Genomic DNA, 16668 nt, shown 5'->3' with positions numbered 1-16668 from the left:
AACGGGCTCCTTTGATATTTCATATATGAGATACTATAAACTATCATAACATTTAATGGTTTTTAGCTGTATCGTTTTGTTTTAAACCCTCTAGAGTAAAATACTTACCTTATAAAGTGAAGTTCATTATGTAATAAAGGGCAAGAGGAAAGTATCAGGTTTTTAAAATCTTTTTATACGCAGAATAAAATTACATAATGTGATTTATTCTTTTATTTTAAAGTTTACAGTGGGGTTAATTGCGTAAGAATTTATTCTGTGTTAGTGTAATTGTTGGCGCTATGGGCATATTCTGCAACGTGCGTTTTCTCTTCCCCTTTAGGATTGTCTTTCTATGTTAAAGATGACTACCAAGGGTGAACTTTCGATAGGTAAGTAACAATATAACCATTTTTCCACATTAGTGTGTTAGGGGCAATTAGACAAAATACGCATCTAATTCAAAAGGCCGAAAGGGTAATGGAGTTGACCTTGTTCTTTTAAAGAAATTAAGAAGACCTATATTTGTTGTTTATACTATATTAATGATAATTAACAAGATTAACTGATATAATAATAGAAAAGAAAATAGGAAGGGAAAAGTGGGGAGAAAAATGGAACTAAAAAAGAATGAAGAAGTGAAAAGTCAAAATGGTTCTTTAAGATCGAACATTAGACAGTTAGTAGAACATAAACATTTTCAACCGATTATTATTGGTATTATCTTATTAAATGGTCTTATTATCGTTAGTGAAACGTATTTAACTGGTAACAGTCTATTGCTGGCTTTAGATAGAATCATAGTCTGGGTGTTTGTGCTAGAGCTTATCTTGAAAATTATCGGTCTAGGTTTCAAAGGCTATTTCTCTGATAGGTGGAATATATTTGATTTTAGTATTGTAGTAGGAAGCTTAGTATTTTACGCAACACCATTCGTAAGCGTCTTGAGGTTAATAAGAGTATTACGTTTGATCAGAATGATTCCGGCAATTCCTGCATTGCGAAAGATAATCGACTCATTGATGAAATCTGTGCCAGCATTAACGGGAATTTTAGGGTTATCGATTTTAATCTTTTCAATTTATGCGATTATAGGAACAACTTTTTTTAGTGATGTTCTTCCATATGAGTTTTTTGGAAGTTTTCATACAGCTTTGTTCACTTTGATGCAAGTTGTAACGTTTGAATCTTGGGCTAGTCAGGTAGCTAGGCCGATTATCAATGAAATTCCGTGGGCGTGGGCTTATTTTGTGTCATTTATTATTATTGGAGCACTGGTCATATTAAATCTTGTTGTTGCAGTGATATTAAGTTATTTAGGCCAGGATGATGAAGCAAAGCGAGAAGAACAAATGGACAGATTATACAAAGAAAATCAGGACTTGAAAAAAGATATTCAAGACATTAAACAACTGCTGCTTAATAATAAAAATTTTAACGGATAGATAAAAGAAGGTGCGATCTTATAAGATCGCACCTTCTTTCAAATAAGCGATAATAAAAATCCACCAAATGCCCCTGATAATACAATAATCCAAGGTGGTAATTTCCAAAACAACAACATACTAAATAAGACTGCTGCAAATGCAAAATCAATTGGAGATAAAATTGAACTAGTCCAGATAGGATGATATAGTGCTGCAATTAAAATACCCACAACTGCTGCATTAACTCCCATTAGAGCCCCTTTAATTTTAGGATTGCGACGTAATGAATCCCAAAACGGCAGCGTACCAAGAATAAGGAGGAATGCAGGTAGAAAAATAGCTACCGTTGCTTGTAGTCCACCTTGCCAACCGTTTATCATGGCACCGATATAGGCGGCAAATGTGAATAAAGGTCCAGGTACAGCTTGAGCTGCACCGTATCCGGCTAGAAATTCTTCTTCTGAGAGCCATCCAAGTGGAACAAATTCCCGTTCAAGTAAAGGTAGTACAACATGTCCTCCACCAAATACAAGCGAACCCGCACGGTAAAAGCTATCAAACATGGCGATCCAATTTAGGTTTGTTGCTTCTCTAATAAACGGGAGAGCAATCAGCAACCCAAAAAATAATGTTAAACAAATAATTGCAAAGCGTCGGGAGATTGGAAAGTGAACGTCATTGGATTTTTCATCAAGAACTTGTTGACGGTAAAGTAGAAACCCAATCAAACCAGCTATTATAATAACCCCAACTTGAGTAAAAGCGGTTTGCCATAGCAAAGTCACGACAACAGCAAATAATGCGATGGTTTTCCTTTTAACGTCAGGAGTTAAGTTTTTCGCCATCCCTAAAATAGCGTGAGCAACAACGACTACAGCAACAATTTTCAAGCCCTGTATCCAACCGGAATCAGTAAAACCGAAACTATGAAGAAGTAATGCAAAGATAATGAGCGCAGCCACTGATGGTAGGGTGAAACCTAGAAATGATACGATGCCACCTAAAACACCAGCTCTCATAATCCCAATTCCTATCCCGACTTGGCTGCTTGCAGGCCCAGGGAGAAACTGACAAAGTGCAACTAAATCAGCATAACTTTTCTCATCCATCCATTTTCTTCTGCGAATGTATTCTTCATGAAAATAACCCAAATGAGCAATAGGGCCACCAAAAGACGTTAGCCCTAGTCTTGTAGAAACAAGCAATATTTCAAGCAAAGTCTTTAGTTTATTCTTTTTTTGTAACTGCATATTTTCACCTCTTTTGGTTGTCGAGTAGTATTTTCTTATTTTCCTCCCACTTTTTGCTCTTCCTTACTTAAAAGTCCGTCAGCTTCCATGTTGTAAAAAAATAGGATACAAGGTTCCTGCACTTATGTCATAACCATGTTCTTTTAATTCTTCCAGCATCCATAAACCGAAAATAGGATGCTCCTTTGCGTGATGAAGTATATGTATTTGAATAAAACCTAAAAACAGCTTACGTAAAACTCTGTCATCCAAAGTATCACCTTCTATTATCCTTTTTCGAAAACCAATATCGAAAATCGATATAGAAAATGCAACAAATTTCTGTCTTACAAGCAATAACGTTATAGCGATCTTAATAAAAGCTTTACAAAGTCATTTTACTATCGTTCCAGTCAGAAATCATACAATGATTCATAAAATTGTTTAGTGTCATGCAAACATAGTTATGAAATAATTGAAATGATACTTTCAAGAATACATTTTGATACAGACCGATTGGGGGCGAAATCATGGGTGAGAGAGCAGACCGTTTTTTGAGTGCTTTTAATTTGATTGAAAAGATGATGCAACAAGAACTAAAGATGAATAAGCACATCCCATTCCAATCATTAGTTGATAGGTTGAAAAAGAAACATCCAATTATAGAAAGATATGAATTTGATTTAAAACAGTATACGAAGCTTCGAAATGCAATTGTCCATGAAAGGACTGATTCATCTTTTGTGATTGCTGAACCTCATCAACAAACAGTCGAAAAGATTGAATTTATCATGGAGTGTTTGCTGAATCCGGAAAAAGTCATACCGAAATTTCAACGAAAGGTCCTTTCGTTTGATACATCGGAGCCAATTGAACGGATCATGTATTATATAAAAAAATTTGGTTATACCCAATTTCCAATATATAATGACAAGCAATTTATTGGACTTTTGACTGACAAAGGAATTTCGCAGTGGGTAGCCAACAATATTGTCTACTCATATGATCATGACTGTTCTATATCACTTGAAACAACTATAAGCGATGTAATAGCATATGAGGAAAATTCTTTGGAAATAAAATTTTTTAATAGAGAAAAAACTGTGTATGAAGCGAAAGATGCATTTCTTAAGCATTATGATCGTAGTATGGAGAAACTTGAAGCGATCTTAATAACGGAGAATGGCCGGAAAAATGAAAGATTGCTAGGGATTATCACTCCATATGACGTTGTAACAATTATATGAAATAAGTTGCCCACTGATACAGATATTTATACGCCAAAGTTCCTATAAATAAGGTTCATTATAAAATGAATAAGTTAATAAATTAATGAAAAACTAAGATGAATAACGTAAAGGGGGGATTACTATTGGCTACTGGAAAGAGCTTTAACCATAAAAGAAAAGGTCATCCCGGTGCATTTCCAAAAGGAAGTGAAATGAAAAAACCGAAAAACAATATAGAAGAAGATGGATACTTAGTTACGAAAGAGGCTTTTCGCAATCGAGTAACTGAGGAAGAGTAAAGAACCTTAGCATAATTTTCCACTAGTATGGAACAGAAAATCCACTAGTGAAATGTTTTCCTGCGCAATCTGGGTTGAGATTGTGCAGGTTTTACTTCCCTAATCTAAGGTTTCTATTGGTTCCTAAACAGTCTCTAAACATTTGGCAAATCGCCTAATAGCCTCTTTCATTTCTTCCTTCATTAATCTTATGTAGCTAAAACGAACGTACCCTTCAGTAGCTCCAAAGACACTGCCAGGCATAAAAAGAATGTTGTTTTTAATTCCCTCTTCTATTAATTTCTGATCATTAACAGTTTGATTGATCTTACACCAAATGTGAAATCCACCACTTGGTATAGTGAATTCTACTTTTTCACCCAATATCTCCTTAATGGTGGCTACCATATAACTTCGCTTATCATCTAAATCTTTACGAAGAAACCTCAAATGATTAGTGTAATTTTTTGTCGCTAAAAATTCATTAGCAATAAGTTGTGGAAAAACACTTACGCCAAAATCCATTTGTTGTCTAGCATCAGCCAACCTTTGTATAACAGAATTAGGGGCAATAATCCATCCGATTCCTAAGTTAAATGCTACAGTTTTCGCCAAAGAACCTACAAATATAATGTTTCCATTCTTATCATAACTTTTAACTGGTTGGTGATCTTTTGCAGAGGAAGCAAGGATGCTGTATGGGTCGCCCTCAACAATTGGGATGTTTAGTTCAGAAGAAATCTCTGCAATTTTTCTTCTGCGCTGAACTGTTAGAACGGTTCCTGTAGGGTTCTGGAAAGTTGGATTGATAAAAATCATTCGAATACCATGTTTTCGATGTAGCTTTAAAATATCATCAGGATTCACTCCGTTTTTATCTACTGGCAGACCAAAAATACGAATTCTAGCTGATTGAAATAATGGAAATGTATACAAGTAAGATGGTGATTCAATGGCAATTGCATCTCCTGGATTTAATAAACACTGTGCGATTAAATACAGAGACTGCTGTGTTCCAGTTGTTACAAGAATAGAAGAACTAGTAGTATTTACGTTATAAAATGTTTTCATATGTTTCGCTAGTGTTTCTCGAAAAACAGGATGCCCTTGTGAATAATCATGGCCAATATCAAAATGAGCTAACTGTTCAAGGTCTTTTAAAGATGTTTGCCACAAATCAGGAGGTGATAAATCAATAGGCAGTTCATTACTTGCTAAATCAAACCCGTCTTTTAACTTGATTGCCTCTGAATCGACAAGCTTTTTAAGAGGTACCATTGGCAAAATTGACCCACTTTTAATGTAGTGGTCCCAGTTTGTCACTTTTGCTGGAGCTATCCCCCATTTGTTTGAACAGACCCTCGTACCACTTCCTTGCTTTCTTTCAACCAGGCCAGATGCTTGAAGCTCGTCATAAACACGAACAATTGTCATACGATTGACCCCTAGTTGAGCTGCTAGCTTACGTTCAGGGGGCAACAGACTATCCGGTGGCAGCTCTCCAAAAAGTATTCTACTTTCAAAATATTTTTTAACTTGAATATAGACCGGGGTTTTTTCATTTCTCTTAATTTCAATCTCCAAAACAATCGCTCCTTTCTATAAAAAATATATAAGGGTTCGAGTACATTTAACGTGAAAGTGTAAATTGTCTTAAGATTTCAAATTGGATTAATAAAAAAACATCCAATTGGATGATTACTGTAAAAACATTGTACTGTAGGATTGTTGTAAGCGCAATCAATAAAAAGAATTTTCTAATAAATTAATTGAAGAGGAGGGTTAATTATGTCTAGAAGAGATATTGAAGAAAAAATGTTAGTGCAATCAACTGATGAAATTATAGTTCCTGATACAACCCTTATAAATATTTTTGAACAAACAGTTATCGAATTTCCTAGCAATCAAGCTATTTCTTACTATGGAAAAACATTGTCGTATTCAGAATTAAAAGTACAGGTTGATGCTTTTGCTTCTGCACTTCAACAAAAGGGGATAAAAAAAGGGGATCGGGTTGCAATTATCTTACCTAATTGTCCTGAGTATTTGATAGCTTACTACGGAATTTTACGTATAGGTGCTATTGTTGTTCAAATTAACCCACAATTATCAGTTCGTGAGTTACAGTTTATCATTGAAGACTCAGGAGCAAATATAGCTATAGCAATGAGCTCTTTAAAGGTAAAGTTTAAAGAGATGGAAACAAGAGTCGATGTAGATGGTATTTTTGTTCAGGTCGAGCCAGGTAATGAGGTAGACAAACAAAGTTATGAGACTTTTATAAAGCAAAGTGTTGGACTTATTGAAGATGTATCGATAAAACCAGACGATATTGCCATTATCCAATATACAGGTGGGACAACTGGGCGATCAAAAGGAGTTATGTTAACGCATCGCAACTTGGTTTCTAATGTAGAACAGCACAATGAATTGTATAAGGGAATGTTAGACCCAGGGGTTGAGAGAGTACTAACAGTTCTTCCGTTATTCCATGTTTATGGGATGACAATTTGTATGAATTTAGGTATTAGACAAGGGTCATGTTTAATCCTTTTGAATCGTTTTGACCTTGAGGAAGTTCTTCAAACAATTAAAACTGAAAAGCCAACACGCTTTCCGGCGGTACCAACAATGTATGTTGCGATTAATAGTCATCCTCGCTTGGAGGATTATGGATTAGAGAGCATAAAATTGTGTCAATCAGGGGGAGCGTCCATCCCGGTAGAAGTAGTTGCTGAATTTGAAAGAAAGTCAGGAGCAATCATTTCTGAGGCATATGGATTGACAGAAGCAAGCCCAGGTGTAATTGTTCAGGCCCCTCAAAAAGTAAGAAAAGTTGGTTCAGTAGGTAAACCACTTCCACTAACAGAAATAAAAATTGTTGACCTAGCAACGGGAAAAAAAGAAGTTCAAAAAGGAGATGCAGGCGAGCTATTAATTAAAGGACCACAAGTAACAAATGGTTATTGGGAACTAACGGATGAGACTAATGCTGTACTTACCGATGGTTGGTTACATACAGGAGATGTAGCGAAAATGGATGAAGATGGCTATATCTATATTGTTGATCGAAAAAAAGATCTTATTATTGCTAGTGGCTTTAATGTTTACCCTCGTGAAGTTGAGGAAGTCCTGTATGAACACCCAGCAATTTTAGAGGTTGCAGTTGTTGGAGTTAAAGACGAGTACAGAGGGGAAACTGTCAAAGCTATTGTTGTTAGAAAAGATGGTCAAGAAGTATCCGAACAAGAGCTAGTTGAATTTTGTAAAAATAACTTAGCGCCTTATAAAGTCCCAAAAATAGTAGAGTTTCGTGCAGAGCTTCCAAAAACACAAGTTGGTAAAATTAGTCGAAAAGCTATAAAAGAAGAAGTAGAACAAAGTAAATAATTTAATTAGTCTAAATTAATCTAAATTAATATTTATGTAAGGAGGGTTAAGTATTCAAATGGAACAAATACAGAATATTTCTCTAGAAGAGCTTAAAAGCAATCAGAAAGTGGTTTTTTCTAATTCGGGTGCTAGCTTAATAGACATAGGTGATGATGTTGTTTGTTTGGAGTTTCATACTAAGGGGAATGCGCTCGGTACAGAAATTACTGAGATGATGGCCCGGACCATTGAGGAAGTACGTCAGAATTATCGGGGTCTCGTTATTGCGAATGAAGGAAAAAACTTTTGTGCAGGCGCTAATATAAGTGAATTTCTAACTCTGGCAAAAAATGGTGATTTTGCATCGGTAGAGAGTAAGGTACAAGAAGCTCAACAAATGATGCTAGACCTTAAGTATTTAGAGAAGCCGGTAGTAGCTGCTCCACATCAAAAAACGTTAGGTGGAGGTGCAGAAATTTGTTTGGCCGCTGATCAAGTTATTTTCTCTCCAGAAACTTACATTGGTCTAGTTGAAACAGGTGTAGGTCTCATACCAGGCGCTGGAGGTTGTAAGGAAATGATGGTTCGTGCTAGCGCTAGGATTACCGAACCTTTACTACAATTACAACCTGCCTTAAAAAAAGTCTTTCAAACAATTGCGATGGCTAAAGTTTCAAAGAGTGGAGAAGATGCCAAAGAACTAGGTTTTGTAAGAGCGACTGATTCTCTTATTGCAAAGACAGAAGACCGGATTAAAGAAGCGAAAAAGGCTGTAGTAATGATGGACTTTAGCGGTTATACACCAATGAAAAAGAATAATATACCTGTTGTTGGTGACGAAGGTAAAGCTGTACTAGAGTTATTAACGTATGACATGAAAATTGGCAATTTTATTTCTGAATATGATCAATTTATCTCAAATCAACTAGCTCATATTCTTTCTGGAGGAACTGTTCAACCAGGCTCACTGGTCACAGAACAGTATATATTAGATTTAGAGCGAGAAGCATTTATTTCCTTACTTCGTGAAGAGAAAACACAAAAACGAATTGAAGCAATCTTAACAACAGGTAAACTATTACGAAATTAGTAATCTAAAGGGAGGCAGATAATATGCAGGAAGCTGTTATCGTTTCGGCTGCTAGAACAGCAGTGGGTAGAGCTTTTAAAGGCAGTTTAAGTCAAACGAGAATTGAAGATCTAGGAAAAGCCGTCTTAAATGAAGTAATCAATCGTGCGCCAGGATTGAGTAAAGAAGAGGTTGAGGATATTATTATGGGCTGTTCGATGCCAGAAGGTGAGCAAGGGTTTAATTTTGCCCGCACTATGGCATTGTATGCCGACTTTCCTGTATCTGTACCAGGCTTGACGATTAATCGGTTTTGCTCATCTGGATTACAGTCAATCGCGTTTGCTGCAGAGCGAATCATGTTAGGTCATGCGAATACGATTGTAGCAGGGGGAGCAGAATCAATGAGCCATGTTCCTATGGGAGGCTTTAAGTTTTCTCCACATCCACAAATTGTTAAAGATAAGCCGGAAACATATATAGGAATGGGTATGACAGCTGAGAACGTAGCAGAGCGCTTCGGAATTTCGAGGGAAGACCAAGATCGATTTGCTATAAATAGTCACCGAAAAGCTGCAGAAGCAATCGCTTCAGGGAAGTTTATAGATGAAATTGTACCGGTTCAGACTATCAAAAGAGGAATATCTGAAGAGGGAGAACCTTGGGAAGAGACTCTTATTTTTGATACGGATGAAGGGGTGAGGACTGATACTTCTGCAGAGAAATTAGCAACATTAAAATCTCCTTTTAAGTTAGGTGGAACGGTGACAGCCGGAAACACTTCACAAATGAGTGATGCAGCTGCTGCAGTTGTTGTAATGAGTAGAGAGAGGGCTGATGAACTTAATTTAAAGCCACTAGCAGCATTTAAGTCGTTTGCAGTAACTGGGATTGAGCCTGACATTATGGGGATTGGTCCAATTAAAGCGATACCAAAAGCTTTGAAGATGGCTGGAATTTCAAAAGAGGACGTAAAGCTATTCGAGTTGAATGAGGCATTTGCATCTCAGTCTATACAAATTATCCGTGAATTAGACTTAGATGAAGAGATTGTGAATGTGAATGGGGGCGCAATTGCTTTAGGACATCCTCTAGGTTGCACAGGTACAAAGTTAACGGTGTCATTGATAAATGAATTACAGCGCCGTGGCGGAGGATACGGTGTTGTCACAATGTGTATAGGTGGAGGAATGGGTGCTGCAGGAGTTTTTGAAGTATTCGCTTAAAAAAGGAGGAAATAAAAATGGTAGCTACAAAAGAGGTTGGTGGAAGTTTTGTTTTCGATTATTCTGGAAGAGAAAACTTTGTAACACCGGAGGACAAAACAGAAGAACAACAAATGATCTACGATATGACAAAAGATTTCATTCAGAATGAGATTGTGACACTTGATGAACAAATAGAAAAGTTAAATTATGATTTATCTAAAAAGTTACTAGAGAAAGCAGGAGATTTGGGTTTACTAGGAGCCAATATTCCTGAACAATTTGGTGGGCTAAGTCTTGATAAGGTAACGGGAACCTATATTACAGAGTTGATTTCTAGAACTTCTTCATTTGCACTTTCTATGGGGACACAAACAGGTATTGGAACATTGCCGATTGTATTTTTTGGAACATACGAACAGAAAGCAAAATATTTACCAGACATCGTGACTGGAAAAAAAGTTTCAGCTTATTGCTTAACAGAACCGTTATCGGGATCAGATGCTCTAGGAGCAAAAACAACAGCAACTCTATCAGAGGATGGAAAAAGCTATATTATAAATGGCTCAAAGACATTTATTACAAATGGAGGCTTCGCTGATATATTCATCGTATATGCGAAGGTTGATGGAGAACATTTTACAGCGTTTATCGTTGAAAGAGGTATGAAAGGGTTTACGGTGGGCCCGGAAGAGAAGAAGATGGGTATCAAGGGATCATCAACATGTCCATTATTTTTTGAAGATGTTCATGTACCTGTTGAGAATTTATTAGGTGAAGTAGGAAAAGGTCATCAGATTGCCTTTAATATATTGAATATTGGTCGGCATACGCTCGCTACCAACTGCCTTGGTTCTTCAAAAGAGGCAATTGAATTAAGTTCAAAATATGCAAATGAGCGTACGCAATTTAAGACATCAATAGCGAAATTTCCATTAATAGGTAAAAAACTAGCAGAAATGAATATTAGAGCTTATGCGTTAGAGACAATGGTTTATCGTATTTCTGGTTTGTTTGATGATTTATTAAAGGAGCTGGATCACTCTAGCCCAAATGTCTCAGAACAATTTGTTAGCAGTATGGGTGAATATGCCATTGAATGTTCATTAGCGAAGGTTTTCGGTACTGAAGTGCTGGACTTTATTGCAGATGAAGGGGTACAGATTCATGGTGGTTATGGGTTTACCCAAGAGTATAAAATTGAAAGGATTTACCGTGATTCTCGCATAAACCGTATATTTGAAGGGACAAACGAAGTGAATCGTTTGCTCATTTCTGGAACACTGTTTAAAAAGGCAATGAAAGGACAGTTGCCATTAATGGAACAGTTAAAACGTATTGAAGGTGAATTCGAAGAATGGGTGCCTGTTGATTCATTTAATCAAGTTCTTGAGAAAGAAGCTTATCTGGAGTCTGTTTCTAAGAAAATATTCCTCATTGTTAGTAAAGCTGCACTTGAGAAGTATGAAGGGAAGATTGAGAGAGAACAGGAAGTATTAGCAAATCTTTCAGATATACTAACCGAAATTTATGCTATAAATGGAGTTCGAAGTCGGACTGAAAAGATAATGGCTAGAAGGGGAGAAGACAGTTCTATTAATGCAATTGAAATGACCCAAGTATTTGTACATGAAGCATTTGAACGAATCCTATCAATAGCTAAGGAATCTCTAGCAACCATTTCGGAAGGTGAAGAGCTTGTTAGACAGTTAGCTAATATTAGTCATATTGCTCAGTCTACACCAATTAATGTGGCGCAGCTAAAGCGTAACATAGCAAAGCGTGTCTCTAATGCAGAGGAGTATATTGTATAGGCAGGTAATATTATCATTTCTTGTTTATCCAAATGTGCATTTGTCTTGTAGAGTTTATGACCAATATTATGATGATAGAATAAGAGACTCTAATTATTAAATGAGGTGTTAGGGTAATGATCAAAAGGTGCTTGCTAGTTATTTTTGTCTTGGCATTGTTTAGTTTAGTGGTAGCATGTAATACAGAAGGGAGTACCTCTACTACAGATATAATAGATAGTTATCCAGAAAAAACAATTACGATTGCCGTAGGTTTTGAAGCTGGTGGAGGTGCTGATACACTAGCACGTATTATTTCACAAGAGTTAGGAAAGTACTTTGAAAATGATGTAAATATCATCGTAGAGAATAAGCCTGGTGGTGCTGGAGTTGTAGCAATGACGGATGTAGTTAATGCAAATCCTGATGGTTATACTATTGGCTTTACACCGGTAGGACCATTAACAATACAGCCACATTTAGGCCAGACAACCTATAATATTGATGACGTAGAACCAATAAGCCAGGTTGCTTCGAGTGATTGGATGATAGCTGTTCATAAAGATGCACCATGGGAAGATTTCGATTCTTTGGTTAAGTATATAAAGGATAACCCAGGTGAGCTTTCATTTGGAATGCCGGGCGCCGGTACTCTTGGAGAACTTACTTTATTGCATCTGGAACAAAACGAAGGCCTTGATATGAAGATGGTTCCTTTTAGTGGAAGTGCGCCTACACGAACGGCATTATTAGGAAAAGATGTTGATGCGATTGTTGTGAATGATGATGATATCGTTCCGTATTATGAAAATGGAGATGTAAAGATTTTAATGAATTTTGGTCGAAAGGAGTTTGAAAGCTTACCTGATCTGCCAATAGCAGAGGAAGAGGGATACAATTTTTATGCGAACTTTGGCTATATATTATATGGGCCTAAAGGTCTTCCAATCGAAATTCGTGATAAAATTGATAGTGCCGTTAAAAGTATGTTAGATGATGGGAGTATTGAAGAATCATTTGATAGGGTTGGAGTTTCTGTAGACTATATGAATGCCGAAGACAGGAAGCAAGCGATTGAAAAAGAATACAATATAAACAAAGAGATTATTGAAGAAGCAAAGAAATAGGTATGAATTTTAGCAAAAGCATATGCAAAACCCGTTATGAGTTTTCTCATAGCGGGTTTTGCATTGAGCAGTGTTTTTTATCTACAGTAGAGGAAGTAATTACGTTTAAATAAAATTTTCTTCTCTTAAGTGACAAGCTAATTGAATTTTTAACACGTCTTCGGCTTTATTAAAATTGATATCAAGTATGTCTTCAATTTTCTTAAGACGCTGATAAAGTGTATTTGGATGAATATGAAGTTCTTTGGCTGTTTGTGCAGGGGAACGATTCGTTTTCATGTAACAAATTAGGGTTTTTTCTAGTTCTACATTTGCTCCATCTATTAAATCCGAAAGTGAGTCTTTTAAAAATTTATGAATGTCTTGTGGATTTTGATTAAGAAACAAACTATTAATGCCTATATTCTCATAACGAATAATTTCAGCTCTGTTTCTATTTAATAAATATGTTAATGATTTTTGCGCTTCATCGTAACATTTACTAAGATTCTCGATCCCGAGATAAGGAGAGCTTATTCCAATACTAAAAGGTACACCATCGTTCTCGGCCCACTCATATTTTATTTGGTCTAGTTTTTTGTATAAATGAGAGATTTGAGCTTCATTTGTAGTTGAGAATAGCAAGGTTATTTTATTATGAGAACCGAAAATGACTGTATCAAAGTTTTTTAACTCTCTTTTTATTAATGATACAAGTTGGTGAATATTCGCTTCTAAAAGTTGTAAGTCTTGATATTTTAAGATTTGCAGTAATACAACCGCTAAGTGGGTTGAACTGTCTAATCCGAGTTCTTTGCTTTGATCTACTATATGGTCTGAACTTCTATTTTCTAGTAAGTCATTAAAGTATTCTTGGGTTTTTTTATAGTAAATTTCGATTAAAGTTTGCTTCTTTATAATTTCAAGGTGTAAAAACCGTCCACATTGTTCAATGGTAATTTTATCAAATGGTGATAATGGCTTGATACAATTCAAGATTAAACATCCAAGAAAAACACTGCCATTAAAGATAGGATAAAGATAAAATTGATCCACCTCATGGTCCCTTGTCATGATCTCTACGTAACGTGGATATCTGCTATCACTAAATAGTTTTGTTATCTCAAAAACACTTAGGACAGAGCGTGTTGAATTAACTGAGTAATATTCATTATGTAAAACATCAAAATAAGTTAACTCTAATTTTATATGCTTATTTAAGTCGATCATAATGGCATGCAAATCTTTATTTTGCATTGAGATAGCACCTAATAATTTATGAATGTTATTTCTCTTTTCTAAGCTTGCATTTTGTTCTTTTAACTGTTCACTTAACGTAGTAATTTCATTTAACTTACTGTTCAATTCTTTGTAAAATTGAGCATTTTGGATTGCAATTGCTGCTTGTGCAGCAAATCCTTGTAATAATTGTGAATCATGCTCATTGATCTTGGCCCCTGTGTAAAATTGATGTAGAGAAACAACGCCAACTCGATTCTCTCCAATGGCAATCGGAACTGAAACCCCTCCGATGACAACAGATCTGTAAGGGGCTGAAGACATCATAATTTCGAAATTGTTATCGGTAACTTTAAGGTCATACATCGCCTCAATTATTTCAGCGTTAGAGTTGAAAACTCTCGCTTTTCCATCAGCAAATACCTTTCCTGATATTGATTCGCCTACTTTTAACTTATAATTTAAAACGCTTTCATTATAGCTGATATATGCCTTTGGAATTAGTCTCTCAAGGGCAGGGTCATATAATAGCAAGAAACCTGCATTACAAGATGGAATCACCTTTAAGGCATTCTTCAAAATCTTTTCTAATACTTCATTGAGGTCAAGAGAGGACGTAATCGAACGAACTCCTTCAATCATGGTTTCTAATTCATTTTCTTTTATAAGCACTTTTTCTTCATAGAAAAAACGGTAGAAGATCTGATAGAGATCTTCCAGTTCATCTTGCTTAAAATCAACAAAGTCAGTTGGAAAACATACAGTAACTTTAAAATCATTAGGATAAAAGAAGTAGAGAATTACTTGATCATCAGCTTCTTCAATAAAATATTTCTTATTTAGCTTTCCTTGACTCAATGTGGGAGGGTCAGGTTGTAGATTGCCCTGACTATAAACTAAGCGAGAATAGTTAAATTGTTGGGAATGAATCCAGATATTAAGTGGTGAAGATGGTAGCTTTTCTTTCAAAAGTAATGGGATCGTAGATAGCATATTTTTAACTCCTCCATATGTGTAACTCCCCATATAATGAAATGATATTATAGTGGGTTGCACATTGTGTTGATCTTACGTTAACTATATACTAACTATAGTTATTTTAAAAGTCAGAAAAGTGAAGTAATTGGAATTTTTCATAGATAAAGAAAATTATTTAAGCGCTACTGATTTTTACCAGCGAAATCATACTTGTCTAATGTAAGGAGGTTTTCATATATGAATATAGTTGAATTACTTTTATCTTCAAGTGACAGATTACCTCATCATACAGCGATAGTCTATCAAAACCAAAAGATTACTTATTCAGAATTGAAAAATGAAATTGTAGTAACAGCATTCAAGTTAAGAATGTTGGGGATCAAGCCCGGAATGCATGTTGGTTTAATGCTAAAAAACAGTCCTGAATATATTTACTCCTATTTCGCGTTATTATCAATTGGGACCACTATTGTACAGATGAACCCACGTTTTAAAGAAAAAGAAATTATTTATATTGTTAATGATTCAAAGGCTAATGGGTTAATTATTGATGAAGTTAGCGCAAAGTCTGTACAGAACTCTGAAAGCGCTTTCGATGAAGAGGTATCAATCATTTCATGGGAGGGGAAAAATCAACATACATTTGCGACATTTTCTTCCTTACATCCAAGAGGGGATATTCCATTTGAATTAGCTAGTTGTAAATATTCGGATATCGCTCAAATTATTTATACTTCAGGAACTACTGGTTATCCAAAGGGGGCGATGATTACGCATGCTAATTTAAATTGGATGGCCATTACCATTGCAACTAAAGATGAAGTGAATATCGAAGATCGATTTTTAACTGTTCTACCTTTATTTCATGTGTACGCAAACATAAGTGGTTTGTTAAGTCCTCTATTACAGGGAGCTATTATTTATTTGGAAGAGAAATTCAAACTGGAAGAAATGATAAAAAAAATAGAAGAGCATCAAATTACTGTGTTTTTAGGTGTTCCAACTATGTTTACCTTGTTAGTAAACTTTCCAGAAGTAGTAGAAAGAGATTTTTCTTCCTTACGGATATGTTTTTCAGGGGGAGCTAGTATCCCGGTAGAAATAATAGAGAAGGTAAAAAGATTAATGGGAGTTGACATCATAGAAGGGTATGGACTAACAGAAGGCACGGTTGGGTTAGCTAGTAATCCTTATCGAGGAATGAGAAAACCAGGTTCCGTCGGGCTGCAAATAGCAGGGGTTGTTATAAAAATTGTAAATGAAGACAGTGAAGAAGTTGAAATTGGTGAAATTGGTGAAGTCATCTTTACTGGCCCTAATCAGATGAAAGGATACTTTGAAAACGAAGAGGAAACCAAAAAGACAATACGGAACGGATGGGTGTATACGGGTGATGTGGGTTATTTAGATCAAGAAGGCTACCTGTACATTGTAGACCGAAAAAAAGACATGATTATCCGTGGTGGCTACAATGTTTATCCTCGTGAAGTGGAGGAAGTTTTATATCTACATCCCGATATTATTGAATGCGCTGTGGTGAGTAAACCTGATGTGATTCTGGGTGAGGAAATTGTAGCCTTTATTGTCACTAAAAACGATATAGCCGAGGAAGAACTAACTTCTTTTTGTAAGAAACAGTTAGTGCATTATAAGGTTCCTCGTGACTACTTCTTCGTTGATGAACTGCCTAAAAATAGTTCGGGAAAAATATTAAAAACAAATTTAAAAGAAATGGTAGAACAATAAGTTGTATCTCTATTAGAG

Annotated in this window: 12 protein-coding genes and 1 pseudogene; 9 read left to right on the top strand and 4 right to left on the bottom strand. The window is 35.7% G+C overall.

Annotated elements, in window-relative coordinates:
- Positions 1 to 593: 593 nt before the first annotated feature.
- Complete coding sequence (locus AC1FXZ_RS09380; protein ID WP_480052863.1) at positions 594 to 1424, top strand: ion transporter; 831 nt, start codon at positions 594 to 596, stop codon at positions 1422 to 1424.
- Positions 1425 to 1462: 38 nt separating this feature from the next.
- Here AC1FXZ_RS09380 and AC1FXZ_RS09375 read toward each other — a convergent pair whose 3' ends face one another.
- Together AC1FXZ_RS09375 and AC1FXZ_RS09370 are read right to left on the bottom strand one after the other, a co-directional pair.
- Positions 1463 to 2611: a chromate transporter gene (locus tag AC1FXZ_RS09375; protein ID WP_480053087.1), complete on the bottom strand. Its 1149-nt coding sequence runs from the start codon at positions 2609 to 2611 to the stop codon at positions 1463 to 1465.
- Between the two features lie 3 nt (positions 2612 to 2614).
- A pseudogene (locus tag AC1FXZ_RS09370) lies at positions 2615 to 2908 on the bottom strand (PadR family transcriptional regulator); the annotation flags it as partial.
- Positions 2909 to 3165: 257 nt separating this feature from the next.
- On the opposite strand from AC1FXZ_RS09370, the gene AC1FXZ_RS09365 reads away from it, so the two are divergent.
- The gene (locus AC1FXZ_RS09365) at positions 3166 to 3882 is read left to right on the top strand and encodes a CBS domain-containing protein (protein ID WP_480052861.1); all 717 of its coding nucleotides are present in this window, start codon (positions 3166 to 3168) and stop codon (positions 3880 to 3882) included.
- 125 nt (positions 3883 to 4007) lie between these two features.
- On the top strand, positions 4008 to 4163 hold the full coding sequence (locus AC1FXZ_RS09360; protein ID WP_480052859.1) for a hypothetical protein: 156 nt from the start codon (positions 4008 to 4010) through the stop codon (positions 4161 to 4163).
- Between the two features lie 123 nt (positions 4164 to 4286).
- Here the strand turns inward: AC1FXZ_RS09360 and AC1FXZ_RS09355 are convergent, their stop codons facing one another.
- Positions 4287 to 5726 carry an aminotransferase-like domain-containing protein gene (locus AC1FXZ_RS09355; protein WP_480052857.1) on the bottom strand — a complete coding sequence of 480 codons (1440 nt, stop codon included), beginning with the start codon at positions 5724 to 5726 and terminating at the stop codon, positions 4287 to 4289.
- Between the two features lie 204 nt (positions 5727 to 5930).
- On the opposite strand from AC1FXZ_RS09355, the gene AC1FXZ_RS09350 reads away from it, so the two are divergent.
- The 5 genes from AC1FXZ_RS09350 to AC1FXZ_RS09330 all read left to right on the top strand — a co-directional run bounded on the left by AC1FXZ_RS09350 (position 5931) and on the right by AC1FXZ_RS09330 (position 12708).
- On the top strand, positions 5931 to 7532 hold the full coding sequence (locus AC1FXZ_RS09350; RefSeq protein WP_480052855.1) for a long-chain-fatty-acid--CoA ligase: 1602 nt from the start codon (positions 5931 to 5933) through the stop codon (positions 7530 to 7532).
- A 58-nt stretch (positions 7533 to 7590) separates the two neighbouring features.
- A complete protein-coding gene (locus AC1FXZ_RS09345; RefSeq protein WP_480052853.1) occupies positions 7591 to 8604 on the top strand; it encodes an enoyl-CoA hydratase/isomerase family protein in 1014 nt (337 codons plus the stop codon).
- Between the two features lie 23 nt (positions 8605 to 8627).
- Positions 8628 to 9809 carry an acetyl-CoA C-acyltransferase gene (locus AC1FXZ_RS09340; RefSeq protein WP_480052851.1) on the top strand — a complete coding sequence of 394 codons (1182 nt, stop codon included), beginning with the start codon at positions 8628 to 8630 and terminating at the stop codon, positions 9807 to 9809.
- Between the two features lie 17 nt (positions 9810 to 9826).
- A complete protein-coding gene (locus AC1FXZ_RS09335) occupies positions 9827 to 11602 on the top strand; it encodes an acyl-CoA dehydrogenase family protein (RefSeq protein WP_480052849.1) in 1776 nt (591 codons plus the stop codon).
- A gap of 116 nt (positions 11603 to 11718) precedes the next feature.
- Entirely contained in the window at positions 11719 to 12708 is a 990-nt protein-coding gene (locus tag AC1FXZ_RS09330) for a Bug family tripartite tricarboxylate transporter substrate binding protein (protein WP_480052847.1), read from the top strand.
- A 105-nt stretch (positions 12709 to 12813) separates the two neighbouring features.
- On the opposite strand, the gene AC1FXZ_RS09325 is transcribed toward AC1FXZ_RS09330, so the two are convergent.
- A complete protein-coding gene (locus AC1FXZ_RS09325) occupies positions 12814 to 14919 on the bottom strand; it encodes a helix-turn-helix domain-containing protein (RefSeq protein WP_480052845.1) in 2106 nt (701 codons plus the stop codon).
- 222 nt (positions 14920 to 15141) lie between these two features.
- Here AC1FXZ_RS09325 and AC1FXZ_RS09320 point away from each other — a divergent pair, with 222 nt between their 5' ends.
- The gene (locus AC1FXZ_RS09320; RefSeq protein ID WP_480052843.1) at positions 15142 to 16650 is read left to right on the top strand and encodes an AMP-binding protein; all 1509 of its coding nucleotides are present in this window, start codon (positions 15142 to 15144) and stop codon (positions 16648 to 16650) included.
- The last annotated feature ends 18 nt before the right edge of the window (positions 16651 to 16668 follow it).

The organism is Halalkalibacter sp. HAAS-P014 (assembly GCF_056619965.1).
This window is presented reverse-complemented; position numbering and strand designations above follow the sequence as displayed.